The organism is Bacillus sp. ISL-18 (genome assembly GCF_018613415.1).
Classification (GTDB): domain Bacteria; phylum Bacillota; class Bacilli; order Bacillales; family Cytobacillaceae; genus Neobacillus.
This window is the reverse complement of sequence record NZ_JAGGQG010000010.1, coordinates 526,061-542,931: the sequence shown is the minus strand read 5'-3', so window position 1 is coordinate 542,931 and position 16,871 is coordinate 526,061. Positions and strand designations below refer to the sequence as shown.

The following is a 16,871-nucleotide window of genomic DNA, read 5'->3' as shown; positions in this document are numbered from 1 at the left end:
ATGAGAAAATTCTAACTTTTTAAAATTTTTTATTACTATTTCGCTACAAGTAATGATTTTCTCTAAAAATTGCGGTAAAATAAAGAAACAGCAGATTCCTGCTGGAAGGGAAGACGTTTTTGTGAATATTGAACAATTAATGGAAGAAGCAAAAAAAGCAAGAGAAAAAGCATATGTTCCATACTCTAAGTTTGGAGTGGGGGCAGCATTGTTAACGACTGATGGAAAAGTATATCATGGCTGCAATATTGAAAATGCCGCTTATAGTATGTGTAATTGTGCAGAACGTACAGCCCTTTTTAAGGCTTATTCCGAAGGTGACCGAGATTACCAAATGATGGCCGTTGTTGCTGATACAGACCGCCCTTGTTCGCCATGCGGGGCTTGCAGGCAGGTAATATCTGAACTTTGCCCAAGTGACATGAAAATAATACTAACCAACCTAAAAGGTGATGTAAAAGAATTGACGGTGGCGGAGTTACTTCCTGGTGCCTTTTCTCCGGAGGATTTACATGCAAACTAAAGGGAATGAAAACGGATACAAATCAGGATTTATCTCCATCATAGGAAGACCTAATGTCGGGAAATCAACTTTTCTTAATCGGGTAATAGGCCAGAAAATCGCCATTATGAGTGATAAGCCGCAAACAACAAGAAACAAAATTCAAGGGGTATTATCCCTGCCTGATGCTCAGATGATTTTTATTGATACACCAGGAATCCACAAACCAAAACATAAATTGGGCGACTTCATGATGAAGGTAGCACAGAATACACTTAAAGAAGTTGATTTAGTCTTATTTATGGTAAATGCCGAAGAAGGATTTGGCCGGGGTGAAGAATTTATACTTGAAAAATTCCAAACGGTAAATACTCCTATCTTTCTCGTAATTAATAAAATTGATCAAATTCATCCTGATGAGTTGCTGCCTATTATTGAATCATATAAGGAAAAATATGATTTTAAAGAAATCGTGCCAATTTCTGCATTGGAAGGAAATAATGTTGAACGATTATTAGAGCAAATTAAAGGATTCTTACCTGAGGGGCCCCAATATTACCCTGCAGACCAGGTAACCGATCATCCGGAGCGGTTTATTATTACTGAATTAATTAGGGAAAAAGCACTTCATTTAACAAGGGAGGAAATTCCCCATTCTTTGGCAGTCGTGATGGATAAAATGGAACGCCAGCCAAATAAGGATATTATTCATGTTATGGCTACGGTGATTGTAGAAAGAGATTCACAAAAGGGTATAATTATTGGCAAACAAGGGAGCATGCTTAAAGAAATCGGTAAACGCGCCCGAGTAGATATTGAGAATCTCCTTGGTTCAAAAGTATTTTTGGAGCTTTGGGTTAAGGTACAGAAAGATTGGCGTAATAAAATGTCTCAACTCCGTGATTATGGCTTCAATGAAGATGAATATTAAGTAAACCCTAATTAAAATATTAACTCTTAAACAAGATTATGCATGGACAACATTAACAATTATTTCGTCTTATATTTTGGCTAAGGCAGGCTATGATAATAATAAGGTTTGGGATTTAACATTAGGCTAGTCTAAATAATGAAAGGTGGGGTTTTCGATGATGGATTTTACGTGGAAAGTATTCCTCCAAACAGGTAATATTGACACATATCTTCTCTTCAAAGAGCTTGAGAAGGAAAACCAAGAAATACCCGGAAATCAGAATGAAGATCTAGCACAAATTGATTTTCCCGTTTCATAAGTTTGTTTTCGCACGTATGATAGAAGGTGGCAAAAAATGCTTCAGAAATATGAGGGCATTGTCATTAGAACCACAGATTATGGAGAAACAAATAAAATAGTCACGTTATATACTAGAGAAGGTGGTAAGATTGGTGTTATGGCACGCGGAGCCAAAAAGCCCAATAGCCGCCTTTCCTCTATTTCCCAACTTTTTACACATGGATATTTTCTCCTGCAAACAGGTTCCGGTTTAGGGAGCCTGCAGCAGGGAGAAATCATTACTTCTTTGCGTTCTATTGGGGAAGATATTTTTTTAACAGCCTATGCCAGTTATATTGTTGAATTAACAGATAGATGTACGGAAGATAAAAAAACAAACCCCTATCATTTTGAATTACTCAATCAGACCCTTCATTATCTGAATGAAGGGTTCGATCCCGATATTCTTATGAATATTTACGAGATGAAGATGTTAAATGTGATGGGACTCTACCCGGTTTTAGATAAATGTTCTGTTTGCGGCAGTACAGACGGTCATTTTTCATTTTCAATTCGGGAAGGCGGTTTTATCTGTCATCGTTGTAAGGAAAAAGATCCTTACCATTTTCCATTATTACCAGCGACTGTTAAATTATTACGGCTATTTTATTATTTTGATCTTTCCAGATTAGGAAATATTTCAGTTAAAGACGAAACGAAGGCTGAATTGAAAAAAATAATCACAGCCTACTATGATGAATATTCAGGTCTCCACCTTAAATCTAAAAAGTTTCTTAATTCAATGGATCATTTTCGCAATCTGTTATAAATGCCTTGTTGACAATGTAAGAAGTTTTCGTTACTATTTCTTTAATAAAAAATATTTGCGGTGACGGAAAGTAGTAATTAGATTTCTCTATAAAAGCGAACCTAGGATGGTGGAAGCTAGGGTATAGAGTACTAGTGAAGGCATTCCTGAGCAAACGTGTTGAAGAAACACAATTTAAGGAGGCTGCTTCCATAGCAGCAAATAGGGTGGAACCGCGGGTAACTCTCGTCCCTATGCTTAATTAAGCATAGAGGCGGGAGTTTTTTATTGTCTAATTGATGTATTATGAGGACATTCCACTTTTTATTTTAAAAAAGGAGCGAAAAAACAATGAATGTAACAATGGAACAAATCGTTTCACATGCGAAGCACAGAGGATTTATCTTCCCTGGGTCAGAAATTTATGGTGGTTTAGCAAACACTTGGGATTACGGTCCATTGGGTGTTGAATTTAAAAATAATATCAAACAAGCTTGGTGGAAAAAATTTGTTCAAGAGTCTCCCTATAATGTAGGCCTAGATGCAAGTATTTTAATGAACCCAAGAACTTGGGAAGCGTCAGGTCATATTGGTAATTTTAATGATCCAATGATTGACTGTAAAAACTGTAAGGCTCGTCATCGTGCTGATAAGTTAATTGAAAATGCTCTCGATGAAAAAGGAATAGAGTTGGTAGTAGACGGGCTTCCATTTGAAAAAATGGAAGAATTAATTAAGGAACATAATATTGCTTGTCCTGATTGTGGCAGCCACGATTTTACGGGAATCCGTCAATTCAATTTAATGTTTAAAACGTTCCAAGGCGTAACGGAAACGAGTACAAATGAAATATTCCTCCGTCCAGAAACTGCTCAGGGTATTTTTGTTAACTTTAAAAATGTTCAGCGGACAATGCGAAAGAAATTGCCGTTTGGTATTGCGCAAATCGGTAAAAGCTTCCGCAATGAAATTACACCTGGTAATTTTACCTTCCGAACTAGAGAATTTGAACAAATGGAACTTGAATTCTTCTGCAGACCTGGTGAGGAATTAAAATGGTTTGATTATTGGAAGCAATTTGCTGAGAACTGGTTATCATCTCTAGGTCTTACAAAGGAAAATATCAGACTTCGCGACCATTCAGAAGATGAGCTTTCCCATTATAGTAATGCGACAACTGATTTTGAATTTAAATTTCCGTTTGGCTGGGGCGAATTGTGGGGCGTGGCTTCAAGAACAGATTATGATTTAAAACAGCATATGGAATTTTCGGGAGAAGATTTTCACTACTTGGATCCAGAAACAAATGAAAAATATGTACCATATTGTATTGAACCATCACTTGGTGCTGACAGGGTTACACTAGCTTTCTTAATCGATGCGTATGATGAAGAGCAGCTTGAAGATGGTACCTCCAGAACCGTCATGCATTTTCACCCGGCGCTAGCCCCTTATAAAGCTGCAGTGCTGCCATTATCGAAAAAACTGTCTGAAGAGGCCAGAGAGGTATTTGCTGATTTGTCTAAACACTTTACCGTTGACTATGATGAAGCAGGCTCGATCGGTAAACGGTACCGCCGTCATGATGAAATCGGTACACCATTTTGCATCACTTATGATTTTGATTCAAAAGAAGACAACATGGTTACAGTCCGTGACCGGGATACAATGGAACAGACCCGCCTGCCTATTTCGGAATTAGTTAGCTTTTTACAAGATAAGATGGTATTTTAGGGAAAAAGGTGCGGATATCCGCACCTTTTATCTATAACCATTATGATTTAAAATAGCCGCTAAGTAGTATATAATATTTCTTAATCAATTATGGCAAATCGTATTGTATTTTTTTAGGTGGTGAGGACAATCGAACTGACTAAACGCCAGGAGCATATTTTACAAATCGTTAAAGAAAATGGCCCAATTACAGGTGAACAAATTGCGGACCAATTAAGTTTAACCCGTGCTACATTACGGCCGGACTTGGCAATCCTAACAATGGCTGGGTTTTTAGACGCAAGGCCGAGAGTTGGCTATTTTTATACAGGAAAGTCGGGAGCTCAGTTATTGACTGAGAATCTGCAGAAAATTTATGTATCGGATTATCAATCGATCCCAGTGGTAGTAAGTGAAAGTGTTTCAGTTTATGATGCGATTTGTACAATGTTCCTTGAAGATGTGGGCACATTATTTGTAGTCGATCAATTATCTAATCTAGTCGGAGTACTATCAAGGAAAGACTTATTGAGGGCCAGTATTGGCAAGCAAGAGCTAACAAGTATCCCTGTTAATATCATTATGACTAGGATGCCAAACATAACCACATGCGAACGTGAAGATTTATTAATTGATGTGGCTAAGAAATTAATTGAAAAACAAATCGATGCCTTACCTGTCGTTAAAAAGTCAGAACAAGGCTATGAGGTTATTGGCAGAGTCACAAAAACAAACATTACCAAAGCCTTTTTGGCGATAGGTGATGAAGAAAGATAAATAGGAAATGGAGCTGATGGGGGAGAATGAGTACGCCAATCATTTATGTGGTCTCTGATTCAGTTGGGGAGACAGCTGAATTAGTGACGAAAGCAGCGATTAGCCAGTTCAATGGGTCAGGTATGACATTAAAGAGATTTCCTTATGTGGAGGATAAAGAACATATCGAAGAAGTTTTATCACTGGTTTCCCATGATAAGGGGATGATTGCTTATACCCTGGTTAAACCTGATATGCGTACATATTTGAAGGAGAGGGCCGATGAGGACGGTATACAAGCAGTAGATTTAATAGGGCCGATCATTGATCAAATTGAAGTTTTCAGCGGGAAAACACCCCTTTGTGAACCTGGTTTGGTAAGGAAACTTGATGAGGATTACTTTAAAAAGGTAGAAGCGATTGAATTTGCAGTAAAATACGATGATGGACGAGACCCAAGAGGGCTTTTAAAGGCAGATATCGTTTTAATTGGGGTATCTAGAACCTCTAAAACACCATTATCACAGTATTTGGCACATAAACGGTTAAAGGTGGCCAATGTGCCGCTGGTTCCGGAAGTAGATCCTCCTGAAGAACTATATAAGGTTCCGATCGAAAAGTGCTTTGGCTTGAAAATCAGTCCGGAAAAGTTAAATAATATCCGAAGAGAACGGTTGCTTTCTTTGGGATTAAACGATCAAGCAAGTTATGCAAATATTGAACGAATAAAAGAGGAATTAACCTTCTTTGAAGAGATAGTCAAGAAAATTAAGTGTCCAGTGATCGATGTGACCAATAAAGCAGTTGAAGAAACAGCAAATGTTATCTTAAATTATATTCAAAAGGGAAGATTCTAACACATAATCAATTGATTATGTGTTTTTCAAACGAAAAAAATGAAAAAAAGTTATGGTAAAATGATAACGAATATACTATAATAAAAAATTGTGATAAAAATATATCTTTTTAGGTTTAGAGTTGCATTGGAACGAATAAACTATTTATTGTTAGATGTCAAGGCAGCCCCCCTAAAAAAATTCGACATAAATCCTTTTTATAAAAGTTGTTTCTTTAAGAAGGAATATGCGGAGTGATGTAGAATTAATACTTATGGAAAAGGCAAATAGGCTATTTTGTCGATGCAGAGTTTTGCCCGGTTAAAGAGGAAATTGTCGAAAATCACAGCCATATTTTCCGTTGACGTTTGTTTAGCTGCTACCTGTGATCATCATGTGAAAGAAAAAACATTACATATGTGCAATCTGGAAATACATTGACTCAGGTAAGGAAGAACAAACCTGTATCTGGTAAACAATCCCGGTAAAGGAGATATTGGTGTCAAAGAGGAGAATACCGAAAGGACCAAGACCTATTAATCTGAGGATCGAGCAGGATTTGTGATGGAGTTAACAAAAAAAATGTCGAAATTTGCAGGAATTTAACTGGTGCCTGCCGAATACCTGTAGTACAAATGGAGTTGTTTTCATGGCAGACCTTATTGCCGAAGAAAAGATTGACCAAATTCGTCAGGCTGTTGATATTGTCGAGGTAATAAGCGATTATGTTCAGCTGAAAAAACAGGGGCGAAATTACTTCGGATTATGTCCATTCCATGGAGAGAGCACCCCATCATTTTCAGTATCACCTGACAAACAAATTTTTCATTGTTTTGGTTGTGGGGCTGGAGGAAATGTATTTTCTTTTTTAATGGAACTCGAAGGAATATCATTCCAAGAGGCAGCCATTAAACTAGCAGCAAAGGTAAATATTGAATTAGGTATTAACTTGCCGCAAACATTGGGTGGAAAAAAACTTTCAAAAGAGCTTCAAGCAATGATTGATGCCCATGAGCTTTTAAGAAAATTTTACCACCATCTTTTGGTAAATACAAAAGAGGGCCAGCACGCACTTGAGTATTTACTAAACAGAGGTTTTACCCAGGAATCGATTGATAAGTTTCAAATCGGGTATTCATTAAATTCATGGGACTTCGTGTATAAATTCCTGACCAAAAGGGATTTTTCACCTGAATGGATGGAAAAAGCCGGTTTAATTATCAAACGAGAGCGGGATGGAACGTACTTCGATCGTTTCAGGGATCGAATTATGTTTCCTATATTTGACCGTCATGGTAATACGATTGCTTTTTCTGGGAGATCACTTGGGGCTGATGAGCCCAAATATTTAAATAGTCCCGAAACGGCAATCTTTAATAAAAGTAAAATTTTATATAATTATCACTTGGCAAAACCAAGTATAAAAAAATTGCAATATGCTGTTTTATTTGAGGGATTTGCCGATGTCATTGCAGCCGACCGGGCTGGTGTAGAAAATGGGGTTGCCACAATGGGAACAGCCTTAACAGAGGAGCATATCTCTCTGTTAAGACAAAATGTTCAAACGATAACGATTTGCTATGATTCCGATAAGGCCGGAATCGAGGCTGCCTATCGGGCAGGGAATCACCTTCAAGAAGCCGGCTTCCAACTAAAGGTCGCGATGATGGCAGATGGTCTGGATCCTGATGAATATATTCAAAAGAATGGTACAGATAAGTTCCGTAATGATGTAATTGGCGCAAGTTTAACCTGGATGGCCTTTAAATTTCTTTACTTTCGCCGCGGAAAAAATCTTCAGCTTGAAGGAGATCAGTTCGCATACATCGAACAAATAATCAAAGAGATCAGCAAACTCGATAAGGCTGTTGAAAGAGATCATTACTTAAGACAGCTGGCAGCTGAATTTTCGCTCTCATTAGAGGCATTAAAGCAGCAACAGCAGCAAATATATTTTGCTGAAAAGAGAAAATCAAGCGGGTCGAAGGAACCGGCTCATAAGCCTTTGGTAGTTATTAAGCCGGCAGAAGGACTGAAACCGGCATATCTTACAGCCGAGAGACGGTTAATTGCCCATATGCTTAAAGATCGAGATGTAGCATATAAGGTTCAGGAATTACTTGCAGGACAAACGTTTAATATGGATGAACATCAGGCAATAATAACCTATCTGTTAGGATTTTATGAGGACCATGCAGAACCTGACACCAGCGCATTTTTAACCTATATTCAAGATGATAATCTTAGAAGAATAGTTGCAGACATTGAAATGATGGCCATAAATGATGAACTGACTAGTCAGGAATTAACTGATTATATCAAACAGGTGTTGAATTATCAAAAGTTGTTAAAGATAAAAGAAAAAGAAGTGGAACTAAAAGAAGCTGAACGAGAAAAGAACTTTAGTAAGGCCGCAGCGATTGCTACTGAAATGAATCACTTGCGTAAATTGTTATAAATTCTAATATATTGTTTTGATTTTGGAAGGAGGGGGACATATGGCTGCTGAAAAATCAGCCCGTTCAAAAGAGGTTGAAAATGAATTAACCCTTGAACAAGTAAAAGACCAGTTAACTGAACTGGGTAAAAAAATCGGTGTCCTTGCCTATGATGATATTGCTGAGAAAATGGCGAACTTTGATGTAGATTCCGAACATATGGATGAATTTTATGAGTCCTTAACTGAGCAAGGAATTGAATTAGTAGGCGAAAGTGATGGAGAAGATCCAGACGTTAAAAAATTGGCAAAAGAAGATGATGAAGAATTCGATTTAAATGATTTAAGTGTACCTCCAGGAGTTAAGATTAATGACCCAGTCCGCATGTATCTGAAAGAGATTGGCCGTGTTGACTTACTTTCTGGGGAAGAGGAAATTAAACTTGCTAATCGGATTGAAGAAGGGGACGAAGAAGCTAAACGTCGTCTTGCTGAGGCCAATTTACGGCTTGTTGTAAGTATCGCAAAGCGTTATGTTGGCCGGGGTATGTTATTTCTTGACTTAATTCAAGAAGGGAATATGGGCCTCATTAAAGCTGTTGAAAAATTTGATTATCGAAAAGGCTTTAAATTCAGTACTTATGCTACTTGGTGGATTCGTCAAGCAATTACCCGTGCCATTGCTGACCAAGCAAGAACGATACGGATTCCCGTTCATATGGTTGAAACCATTAATAAGCTTATTCGCGTTCAACGTCAGCTTCTTCAAGATCTTGGTCGTGAACCAACACCGGAAGAAATCGGTGAAGATATGGATTTAACCCCTGATAAGGTGCGAGAAATCCTAAAAATAGCACAAGAGCCAGTCTCACTCGAAACTCCAATTGGTGAAGAAGATGATTCACACTTAGGTGATTTTATTGAAGACCAGGATGCAACGTCCCCTTCAGAGCATGCTGCCTATGAATTATTAAAAGAGCAATTAGAGGATGTTCTCGATACGTTAACTGACCGAGAAGAAAATGTTCTCAGATTGCGTTTTGGATTGGACGATGGCCGGACCCGTACCCTTGAAGAAGTTGGAAAGGTATTCGGTGTCACTCGTGAACGTATTCGTCAAATCGAAGCAAAAGCGCTGCGGAAGTTACGTCACCCAAGCCGCAGTAAACGTTTAAAAGATTTCTTAGAATAACTGAATGTGTTGCCAATTATAGTTTACTTCTTAAACAGAGGTAGACTATTTTTTTGTTCGAAACACAAAAGCTTTCAACGAATGTAAGCACTTTCTGTATTGTTATTTTACTGAATTGTCTCTCTTTTTGCAAATAGGCTTTTCAACATCTGTTCCGTCTTTTACGTTGCTTTACTTTTTTACAAAAGGAAAAATGGCTTCTACATCCATCTCAAGCAACAGCTTAGCGGTAATCCTATTCATTCCATCCCCCGGGTTTGACCAATCCCGTTTATATATTTCGATAATATAATATATTTTAAAATTTTAAATGTTATGAATTAATGGCAATTCCTTATATAATAAAAAAGAAAGCGTATACAATGTTGTTTTGGGGGGATGAAAATGAATTTTGACTTAACATCTGAACAACAAATGATTAAACATATGATCAAACAATTTGTAGATGAAGAAGTGGCACCAGGAGCCATAGAACGTGATCGAACAAAGCTGTTTCCAGTGGAGATATTAAAAAAGCTAAGCAGTTTAGGGATGATGGGGCTTCCTTTTCCTGAAAAATACGGCGGCGGCGGAGCAGATACAATCAGTTTTGCCATAGTGGTCGAAGAGTTAAGCAGGGGATGCGGCTCGACGGGGATCACATACTCTGCACATATTTCTTTAGGCGGTGCACCAATTAATATGTTTGGAACGGAGGAGCAAAAACGTAACTATTTAACTCCAATTTGTAAGGGAGAATCATTGGGGGCATTTGGTCTAACAGAACCTAATGCCGGCTCAGACGCGGGGGGAACAAGGACATCGGCCAAAGAAGAAGATGGCAAATTTATTATAAATGGAAATAAGTGCTTTATTACCAATGCCAGTTATGCGCACCATTTAGCATTAACAGCTGTAACTGGAGAGAAGAATGGACAAAAAGAGATTAGCGCCATTATCGTTCCTACAAACGCTGAGGGATTTACCATCATTGATAATTATGAAAAGATGGGTTTGAACGCTTCCAATACAACGGAGCTAGTATTAGAAAATGTAAAGGTACCAGTTGATAATCTACTTGGGAAGCGTGGAGAGGGCTTTAGACAGTTTTTAATCACATTAGATGGTGGACGTATCGGGATTGGGGCAATGGCTGTAGGGATTGCTCAAGGTGCTTATGAGAAGGCGTTAGCCTATGCGAAGGAGAGAAAACAATTTGGTAAATCCATTTCTTCCTTTCAGGCTATTCAATTTAAACTAGCCGATATGGCCATGAAAATCGAGTTAGCACGAAATATGGTCTATAAAGCTGCCTGGTTAAAAGATCAAGGCAGGCCGTTTTCCAAAGAAGCAGCCATGTGTAAGTTATATGCATCCGAAATGTGTATGGAAGTAACAGACCAGGCCGTGCAAATCCATGGTGGTTACGGTTATATGAAGGAGTACCAGGTAGAAAGAATGATGCGCGACGCAAAGCTCCTTGAGATTGGCGAAGGCACCTCCGAAGTACAAAGAATCGTCATATCCCGCCTCATCGGCGGCTAATAAATAAAGGGCTAAATGGAGAGACTGTAGAGATAAATGGTTAAATTCTTCAGTCTCTTTTTTCTATATTAAAAAGATTATAGTGATAAAATAAGTTTAGGGCTTTTCCTTCTGTTATTTTTCAAGTAAAATAGTAGTTGTTTGTAGACTATTTATTTTTAAGATGCGTTCGTACATAAGGGAGGTAAGATCATGAAACGGAATCCGGTTATTCCTTACATTCTTGTCATGGTTTTTGGGATCGTATTAGTGTTTATTCTTTCCTTCAAAGGCCTGGGAGACATGAAAGAAGTCGCCAAAGAGAATGGAAAAGGAAGCGGCAGCGAGACGACAGAGGTTGCAGCAACAAAGCCAGAAGACATTTATAAGCAAACCTGTATTGGCTGTCATGGGGATCAGTATCAAGGGGTAGTAGGGCCAACATTAAAAGGTGTCGGCAGCAAGTATTCTAAAGCAGAGATTGTGAACATCATTACAAAAGGTAAAGGCAACATGCCATCAGGTCTTGTTCCTCAAGAACAAGCTGAAGCAATGGCAGAATGGGTTTCAAAAATTAAATAGCAAAAGAAGTCCTTTGCATCTGTAAAGGACTTTTTTATATACTTAATAAAATACATTATATAAAAGTGGTGGAATCTTGAATACAGATAAATTATCAGTTCGTTTAACGACAGTCGCAAAATATGTACCAGAAGGGGCACGGTTGGCGGATATTGGCTCCGATCATGCCTATCTGCCATGTTATCTAGCAAAGAATTTAAAAATATCGTATGCGATAGCAGGCGAAGTGGCCAAAGGTCCATTCCAATCAGCCGAGAAAAATGTACTAACAGAAGGGCTCGCTGACAAAATTACTGTCCGCATGGGTGATGGACTTGAGGTTATTCAGTCTGGTGAGGTCGATTGTATTACCATTGCCGGAATGGGAGGTGCTCTCATCTCAAGTATCTTGGAAAATGGGAAAGACAAGCTAGGTTCAGTTAAGCGTCTTGTACTGCAGCCGAATATTAGTGCGTTCTCCATTCGAACGTGGTTGTTTGAAAATCACTGGGAGTTACTTGCGGAAGAAATCCTTGAGGAAGATGGGAAAATTTACGAAATTTTAATTGCCGAACAAGGTGATCCGGTTAAACCTTATCAGGAAAAGAAAGAAAGAGAGTTTTTGCTCGGTCCATTCCTTTTGAAAGAAAAGAATGAAATCTTTAAAAAGAAGTGGGATTTAGAGATGAAAAATTGGCAGCGCATTGTGGAAGCGATGGAAGGGGCTTCGGAAACCGCCGAAACGATCGAAAAAAAGAATGAGCTCATTGAAAAGATAAAACTTGTGGAGGAGGTCCTAAGTAATGATAATGAAGAATCCGAACGGTCATGAAATCATCCAGCTTTTTGAACAATTTTCACCAAAGGGGTTGGCAATGGAAGGCGATAAAATAGGTTTACAAATTGGGCATCTAAATAAAAAAGTTGAGAGAGTAATGATTGCTCTTGATGTCCTCGATCATGTAATTGATGAGGCAATTGAAAAAGATGTGCAGCTCATTATTGCTCATCACCCGATTATCTATCGGCCGCTTAAAAAACTGTTAACTGATACAACCCAGGGGAAAATGTTTGAAAAGTTATTAAAACATGATATAGCTGTTTATGCAGCCCATACAAATTTGGATGTGGCCAAAGGCGGGGTCAATGATCTATTGGCAGAAGCTTTGGAGCTTGAAGAGGCGGAGGTTTTGGTCCCAACCTATGATACAAAGCTTAAGAAATTAGTTGTTTATGTCCCTTCTAGTCATGCAGAAGAAATCAGACAAGTGTTAGGTCATACAGGGGCTGGTCATATTGGAAACTACAGTCATTGTTCTTTTTCGGCAAATGGTATAGGGAGATTTTTACCAGGTGAACATACAGATCCATATGTGGGCAAACCAGGGCAGTTAGAGAAAGTGGAGGAAGTAAGAATAGAAACCATCCTGCCTGAATCCCTTTTAAAGAAAACAATCACTGCGATGATTAAAGCACATCCATATGAAGAGGTTGCCTATGATGTGTATCCGGTTGAGAATAAAGGGGAGACACTTGGTCTCGGCAGAATCGGAAAAGTGAAAGAGATGACATTAGCTGAGTTTGCTGAAAAGGTAAAGACAGCATTAAACGTCTCCACAGTCCGGGTTGTAGGTGATTTAACCTCTAAAATTAAAAAGGTTGCTGTATTAGGCGGCGATGGTAATAAATATTTTATGAGTGCGAAATTTAAAGGGGCAGATGTATATGTTACAGGGGATATCTATTACCATACGGCCCATGATGCGCTGATGCAGGGCTTAAATATGATTGACCCGGGACATAATGTGGAAAAGGTAATGAAAAAAGGGCTGACAAACGTACTCCAAAAGATGTGCCAAGAGTCTGGCTACCATGTTGACATTTTCCCATCTGAACAAAATACAGATCCCTTTCAGTTTGTATAAACTACATAGAAAAGAACCGGTCTTTATAGGACACGGTTCTTTTTCTATTAAATAGTTACAGTGGACAAGTCCTTAGCGTTTTTTCTTACGCTTTGTCAGCACTTTTAACTTTAGGTAATATTTTGTTCAATTGAACTTGTTTACGGCGCTCCCAAGTCGATTCATTCGTTGGATCAAATTGCTCAAGAAATGTGATTACCTCTTTGGTAATAGGGGTCGGTGTTGAAGCACCCGACGTTACGGCCACAGTTTTGGCATCTTTTAACCAATCAATTTCTAATTCTGTTATATCGGCAATGCGATATGCTCGTGTTCCAGCAATTTCCTCCGAAACTTGTGCAAGACGATTTGAGTTATTACTTTTTGGATCGCCCACAACAATTGTTACATCTGCTTTAGTTGCTTGGTCCGCAACGGCTTCTTGGCGGATTTGCGTTGCATGGCAAATTTCATTATAGACCTCGACATGCGGATATTTTTCTTTTACTTTCTTCATAGTATCGGCAACATCCCACTGACTCATGGTAGTTTGGTTCGTAACAATAAGGTGTTCACTTTGAATGGTTAATGCTTCAACATCATTAGGAGTTTCCACTAAATGAACCATATCTGGTGCAACACCAACCGCACCTTCAGGCTCCGGGTGTCCCTTTTTACCTATATAAATAACTTGATATCCTTGTTTGGTTTTTTCCTCTATCAAATCATGTGTTCTAGTTACATCAGGACAGGTTGCATCAATCGCTACTAGTCCTTTCTTCTTTGCAAGCTCACGTACTTCCGGAGAGATGCCGTGGGCGGTGAAAATAACCGTACCCGATTCAACTTTATTAAGAATATCCATGCGATTATTACCATCAAGGGTGATAATACCCTCTTCTGCAAACGCATCTGTAACATGTTTGTTATGAACAATCATCCCTAAAATGTAAATGGGACGTGGCAATGATTTATCTAAAGCAGCATTTCTTGCAATAACCATGGCATCGACGACACCGTAACAGTAACCGCGTGGTGATATTTTAATGATTTGCATATTTTAAAGTCCTCCTACATGAACTTTGCTTTTTATTAGATCAGCAATCCGTTCTTTTCCCTGAATCAATAGGCTTTTCTGTAAGTCTATGTATTTATTATATAAAACTAATAGATAGAATACAAAGATACATTTTTCCTGTAGGATTAATTAAAAAAGAATGCTGGGTTTCAGCATTCAAGTGTTTTAAATATACATTTTCGGGATTGAACTTCCTTTTTGATACTGATGAGAGCGTGACTTTTGGCTTCCTTTTTGGGTTGCCGACTGTTTAGAATGTCCGGATTCCGAACTTTCACTGCTAGAAGATTCCTCCGTGACTGATTCTGCTTTTGATTTCTTAGTGGATGACTCACTGTCCTTTGTAGCATTTTTAAAGCCCCGATATAGCTTCCACATCGCAGGTATATTCTTAACCATAGGGCCATATTGTTGGATCATTGGTCCAATTGTTTGTGCTGTTTTTAACACTTGCTGGGTATTATTTAAAATTCCTGTTAACCCCCCAGGATTGCTTAAGGATTGAAGTAAGCCGCCGCCGCCGCTTCCTGCGGCCCTTCCCATTCCCATAAGTCCGCCAGGAGTACTTGCTTGTGTACCTCTTCCGAGTAGTTTTGAGAGCATTCCGCCTCCGGCTCTTCCCATCTGACCGGATCCGGCTCCCATTCTCGCCCCCATCATTGAGTTTCCACCGCCGAAAGGTCCTGTTTGAGGCCTCATCATCGGATTTCTACCGAATGAAGGGGTGCCCCCTGACCCCATCATGGGGCCACCGCCGAACATTTGCTGTCCCATTCCGCCGTTAAAGGGCATTCTTGGTCTTGGCTGCATTCCAAAACCTCCTTTCTACCATGACTTCATACTTTAAAATATGCATAAATCCAAATTTGGTTTAGGTTTACACACAAGGAAATAACTTAATTTCGTTTTAAAAATTGGCAAATTAGTAAAAGCTGTGAATAAAAAAATAAGTTAACTGGTTATTTAGGAGAAATTTTACTATAATAACATGATGGACATAGAGAAGGAAGTTAAACTTGAGGAAACACTACTCCATAAGAAGATTAAAAAGAATAAGGAGCAATTTTATGAAAGCAAATCAATTTGAGCGTTTTAAGTTTCAGCCTTTTATTATAGAAGCATTGAACCAATTTGGTTTTTTTGAGCCTACAGAAATTCAGGAACGGATGATTCCATTAGTGTTAAAAGGAGAAAGTGCGATTGGTCAATCCCAAACCGGGACAGGGAAAACATTTGCTTATGCTTTGCCGATTCTGCAGGGAATAGATCCAAACCGTCAAGAGGTTCAAGCAGTCATTACCGCACCAACAAGAGAATTAGCTTCACAAATTTACCACCAGATTTTGAAAGTTACCGAACATTGCAGTCCTGATCAGCAAATTATGACTAGATGCTATATCGGAGGAACCGATAAGCTAAGAACAATTGAAAAATTAAAGGTTCAACCGCAAATCGTGGTTGGTACCCCGGGCAGAATTAAAGATCTTATGGTGGAACAGGCATTATTTATCCATACAGCCAAAATCCTTGTAGTTGATGAAGCTGACATGATGCTTGATATGGGATTCATTGAAGATGTCGATCAGGTTGCTGCCAAAATGCCAGAGAAATTGCAAATGTTGGTCTTTTCAGCTACGATACCTGAAAAATTAAAACCATTTTTAAAGAAATATATGGAAAATCCTAAAACCATTCAGATTGATTCAAAAAGAAAAGCAGCTGAGAACTTAGTGCATTATCTGTTACCATCAAGGCATCGCAATAAAAAGCAGCTTGTCCATGATGCACTGCTTGCCTACAATCCATATCTAGCGATTGTTTTTACCAATACGAAGAAGATGGCAGAAGAGGTTGCCTATTTCTTAAATGATAAAGGCTTAAAAGTCGGACGAGTTCATGGCGATTTAAACCCCCGTGAACGAAAAAAAATGATGAAACAAATACAGGACTTGGAGTATCAGTATATTGTTGCGACCGATCTTGCTTCTAGAGGGATTGATATTGAAGGGGTCAGCCATGTCATTAATTATGAACTTCCAACTGATTTGGATTTTTATATTCATCGGGTGGGAAGAACAGCACGCGCAGGTAATTCTGGAATTGCCCTCACGATTTATGAAAGCTCCGATGAGGACGCTTTAAACCGGTTGGAAAAAATGGGCATTCAATTTAAACATGTTGATTTCAAAAATGAAGGAATTGAAGAGATCGACGATAGAAATAGACGGAAAACCCGTGTACGAAAAGAAGATGAGGCTGATCGAACGGCGAAATCAATTGTTAAAAAACCACAAAAGGTAAAACCAGGCTATAAAAAGAAAATGCAGTGGGAAATGGATAAAATAAAAAAACGGCAGCGGAAGATAGAGAAGAGAAAGAAATAATCATC

16 protein-coding genes and 1 other annotated feature are annotated in these 16,871 nt (G+C 38.7%); of the genes, 14 read left to right on the top strand and 2 right to left on the bottom strand.

The features are described 5' to 3' along the window. Positions 1 to 121: 121 nt before the first annotated feature. The 13 genes from J7E81_RS15885 to J7E81_RS15825 all read left to right on the top strand — a co-directional run bounded on the left by J7E81_RS15885 (position 122) and on the right by J7E81_RS15825 (position 13,425). The gene (locus J7E81_RS15885; protein ID WP_215043686.1) at positions 122 to 523 is read left to right on the top strand and encodes a cytidine deaminase; all 402 of its coding nucleotides are present in this window, start codon (positions 122 to 124) and stop codon (positions 521 to 523) included. Then, positions 513 to 1,433, top strand: coding sequence for a GTPase Era (era, locus tag J7E81_RS15880; protein WP_215043684.1), 921 nt, complete (start codon positions 513 to 515; stop codon positions 1,431 to 1,433). Before J7E81_RS15885 ends, era begins: the two co-directional genes overlap by 11 nt. 157 nt (positions 1,434 to 1,590) lie before the next feature. Then, complete coding sequence (locus tag J7E81_RS15875; protein ID WP_098529956.1) at positions 1,591 to 1,734, top strand: YqzL family protein; 144 nt, start codon at positions 1,591 to 1,593, stop codon at positions 1,732 to 1,734. A 36-nt stretch (positions 1,735 to 1,770) separates the two neighbouring features. Continuing rightward, positions 1,771 to 2,523: a DNA repair protein RecO gene (recO, locus tag J7E81_RS15870; RefSeq protein ID WP_215043681.1), complete on the top strand. Its 753-nt coding sequence runs from the start codon at positions 1,771 to 1,773 to the stop codon at positions 2,521 to 2,523. 51 nt (positions 2,524 to 2,574) lie between these two features. Beyond that, positions 2,575 to 2,759: a binding site (T-box leader), on the top strand. A 94-nt stretch (positions 2,760 to 2,853) separates the two neighbouring features. Further along, positions 2,854 to 4,236, top strand: coding sequence for a glycine--tRNA ligase (locus tag J7E81_RS15865; protein ID WP_215043679.1), 1,383 nt, complete (start codon positions 2,854 to 2,856; stop codon positions 4,234 to 4,236). Between the two features lie 120 nt (positions 4,237 to 4,356). Continuing rightward, entirely contained in the window at positions 4,357 to 4,992 is a 636-nt protein-coding gene (gene ccpN, locus J7E81_RS15860) for a transcriptional regulator CcpN (protein ID WP_215044397.1), read from the top strand. Between the two features lie 26 nt (positions 4,993 to 5,018). Further along, entirely contained in the window at positions 5,019 to 5,828 is an 810-nt protein-coding gene (locus J7E81_RS15855) for a pyruvate, water dikinase regulatory protein (protein ID WP_215043677.1), read from the top strand. Positions 5,829 to 6,456: 628 nt separating this feature from the next. Next, on the top strand, positions 6,457 to 8,265 hold the full coding sequence (gene dnaG, locus J7E81_RS15850; protein WP_215043675.1) for a DNA primase: 1,809 nt from the start codon (positions 6,457 to 6,459) through the stop codon (positions 8,263 to 8,265). Between the two features lie 40 nt (positions 8,266 to 8,305). Continuing rightward, positions 8,306 to 9,436 carry an RNA polymerase sigma factor RpoD gene (rpoD, locus tag J7E81_RS15845; RefSeq protein WP_215043673.1) on the top strand — a complete coding sequence of 377 codons (1,131 nt, stop codon included), beginning with the start codon at positions 8,306 to 8,308 and terminating at the stop codon, positions 9,434 to 9,436. Between the two features lie 384 nt (positions 9,437 to 9,820). Then, positions 9,821 to 10,960 (top strand): acyl-CoA dehydrogenase family protein, encoded by a 1,140-nt coding sequence (locus J7E81_RS15840; protein ID WP_215043671.1) that lies wholly within the window; start codon positions 9,821 to 9,823, stop codon positions 10,958 to 10,960. A gap of 192 nt (positions 10,961 to 11,152) precedes the next feature. Continuing rightward, positions 11,153 to 11,521, top strand: coding sequence for a cytochrome c550 (gene cccA, locus J7E81_RS15835; RefSeq protein ID WP_215043669.1), 369 nt, complete (start codon positions 11,153 to 11,155; stop codon positions 11,519 to 11,521). Between the two features lie 76 nt (positions 11,522 to 11,597). Beyond that, complete coding sequence (locus J7E81_RS15830; RefSeq protein WP_215043667.1) at positions 11,598 to 12,332, top strand: tRNA (adenine(22)-N(1))-methyltransferase; 735 nt, start codon at positions 11,598 to 11,600, stop codon at positions 12,330 to 12,332. Continuing rightward, entirely contained in the window at positions 12,310 to 13,425 is a 1,116-nt protein-coding gene (locus tag J7E81_RS15825; RefSeq protein ID WP_215044395.1) for a Nif3-like dinuclear metal center hexameric protein, read from the top strand. The genes J7E81_RS15830 and J7E81_RS15825 overlap by 23 nt, the downstream gene beginning before the upstream one ends. 85 nt (positions 13,426 to 13,510) lie before the next feature. On the opposite strand, the gene J7E81_RS15820 is transcribed toward J7E81_RS15825, so the two are convergent. Then, positions 13,511 to 14,461 carry a 4-hydroxy-3-methylbut-2-enyl diphosphate reductase gene (locus tag J7E81_RS15820; protein WP_215043665.1) on the bottom strand — a complete coding sequence of 317 codons (951 nt, stop codon included), beginning with the start codon at positions 14,459 to 14,461 and terminating at the stop codon, positions 13,511 to 13,513. Between the two features lie 186 nt (positions 14,462 to 14,647). Then, positions 14,648 to 15,292, bottom strand: coding sequence for a YqfQ family protein (locus tag J7E81_RS15815; RefSeq protein WP_215043663.1), 645 nt, complete (start codon positions 15,290 to 15,292; stop codon positions 14,648 to 14,650). Positions 15,293 to 15,549: 257 nt separating this feature from the next. Here J7E81_RS15815 and J7E81_RS15810 point away from each other — a divergent pair, with 257 nt between their 5' ends. Next, positions 15,550 to 16,866 (top strand): DEAD/DEAH box helicase, encoded by a 1,317-nt coding sequence (locus J7E81_RS15810; protein WP_215043661.1) that lies wholly within the window; start codon positions 15,550 to 15,552, stop codon positions 16,864 to 16,866. Positions 16,867 to 16,871 lie beyond the last annotated feature (5 nt).

Bases quoted from the DNA above. Each gene is read 5' to 3' on its own strand.
- rpoD (WP_215043673.1), top strand. From the start codon at position 8,306: ATGGCTGCTGAAAAATCAGCCCGTTCAAAAGAGGTTGAAAATGAATTA.
- J7E81_RS15810 (WP_215043661.1), top strand. From the start codon at position 15,550: ATGAAAGCAAATCAATTTGAGCGTTTTAAGTTTCAGCCTTTTATTATA.
- era (WP_215043684.1), top strand. From the start codon at position 513: ATGCAAACTAAAGGGAATGAAAACGGATACAAATCAGGATTTATCTCC.
- dnaG (WP_215043675.1), top strand. From the start codon at position 6,457: ATGGCAGACCTTATTGCCGAAGAAAAGATTGACCAAATTCGTCAGGCT.
- J7E81_RS15840 (WP_215043671.1), top strand. From the start codon at position 9,821: ATGAATTTTGACTTAACATCTGAACAACAAATGATTAAACATATGATC.
- J7E81_RS15865 (WP_215043679.1), top strand. From the start codon at position 2,854: ATGAATGTAACAATGGAACAAATCGTTTCACATGCGAAGCACAGAGGA.
- J7E81_RS15815 (WP_215043663.1), bottom strand. From the start codon at position 15,292: ATGCAGCCAAGACCAAGAATGCCCTTTAACGGCGGAATGGGACAGCAA.
- J7E81_RS15855 (WP_215043677.1), top strand. From the start codon at position 5,019: ATGAGTACGCCAATCATTTATGTGGTCTCTGATTCAGTTGGGGAGACA.
- J7E81_RS15820 (WP_215043665.1), bottom strand. From the start codon at position 14,461: ATGCAAATCATTAAAATATCACCACGCGGTTACTGTTACGGTGTCGTC.
- cccA (WP_215043669.1), top strand. From the start codon at position 11,153: ATGAAACGGAATCCGGTTATTCCTTACATTCTTGTCATGGTTTTTGGG.
- J7E81_RS15875 (WP_098529956.1), top strand. From the start codon at position 1,591: ATGATGGATTTTACGTGGAAAGTATTCCTCCAAACAGGTAATATTGAC.
- recO (WP_215043681.1), top strand. From the start codon at position 1,771: ATGCTTCAGAAATATGAGGGCATTGTCATTAGAACCACAGATTATGGA.
- J7E81_RS15825 (WP_215044395.1), top strand. From the start codon at position 12,310: ATGAAGAATCCGAACGGTCATGAAATCATCCAGCTTTTTGAACAATTT.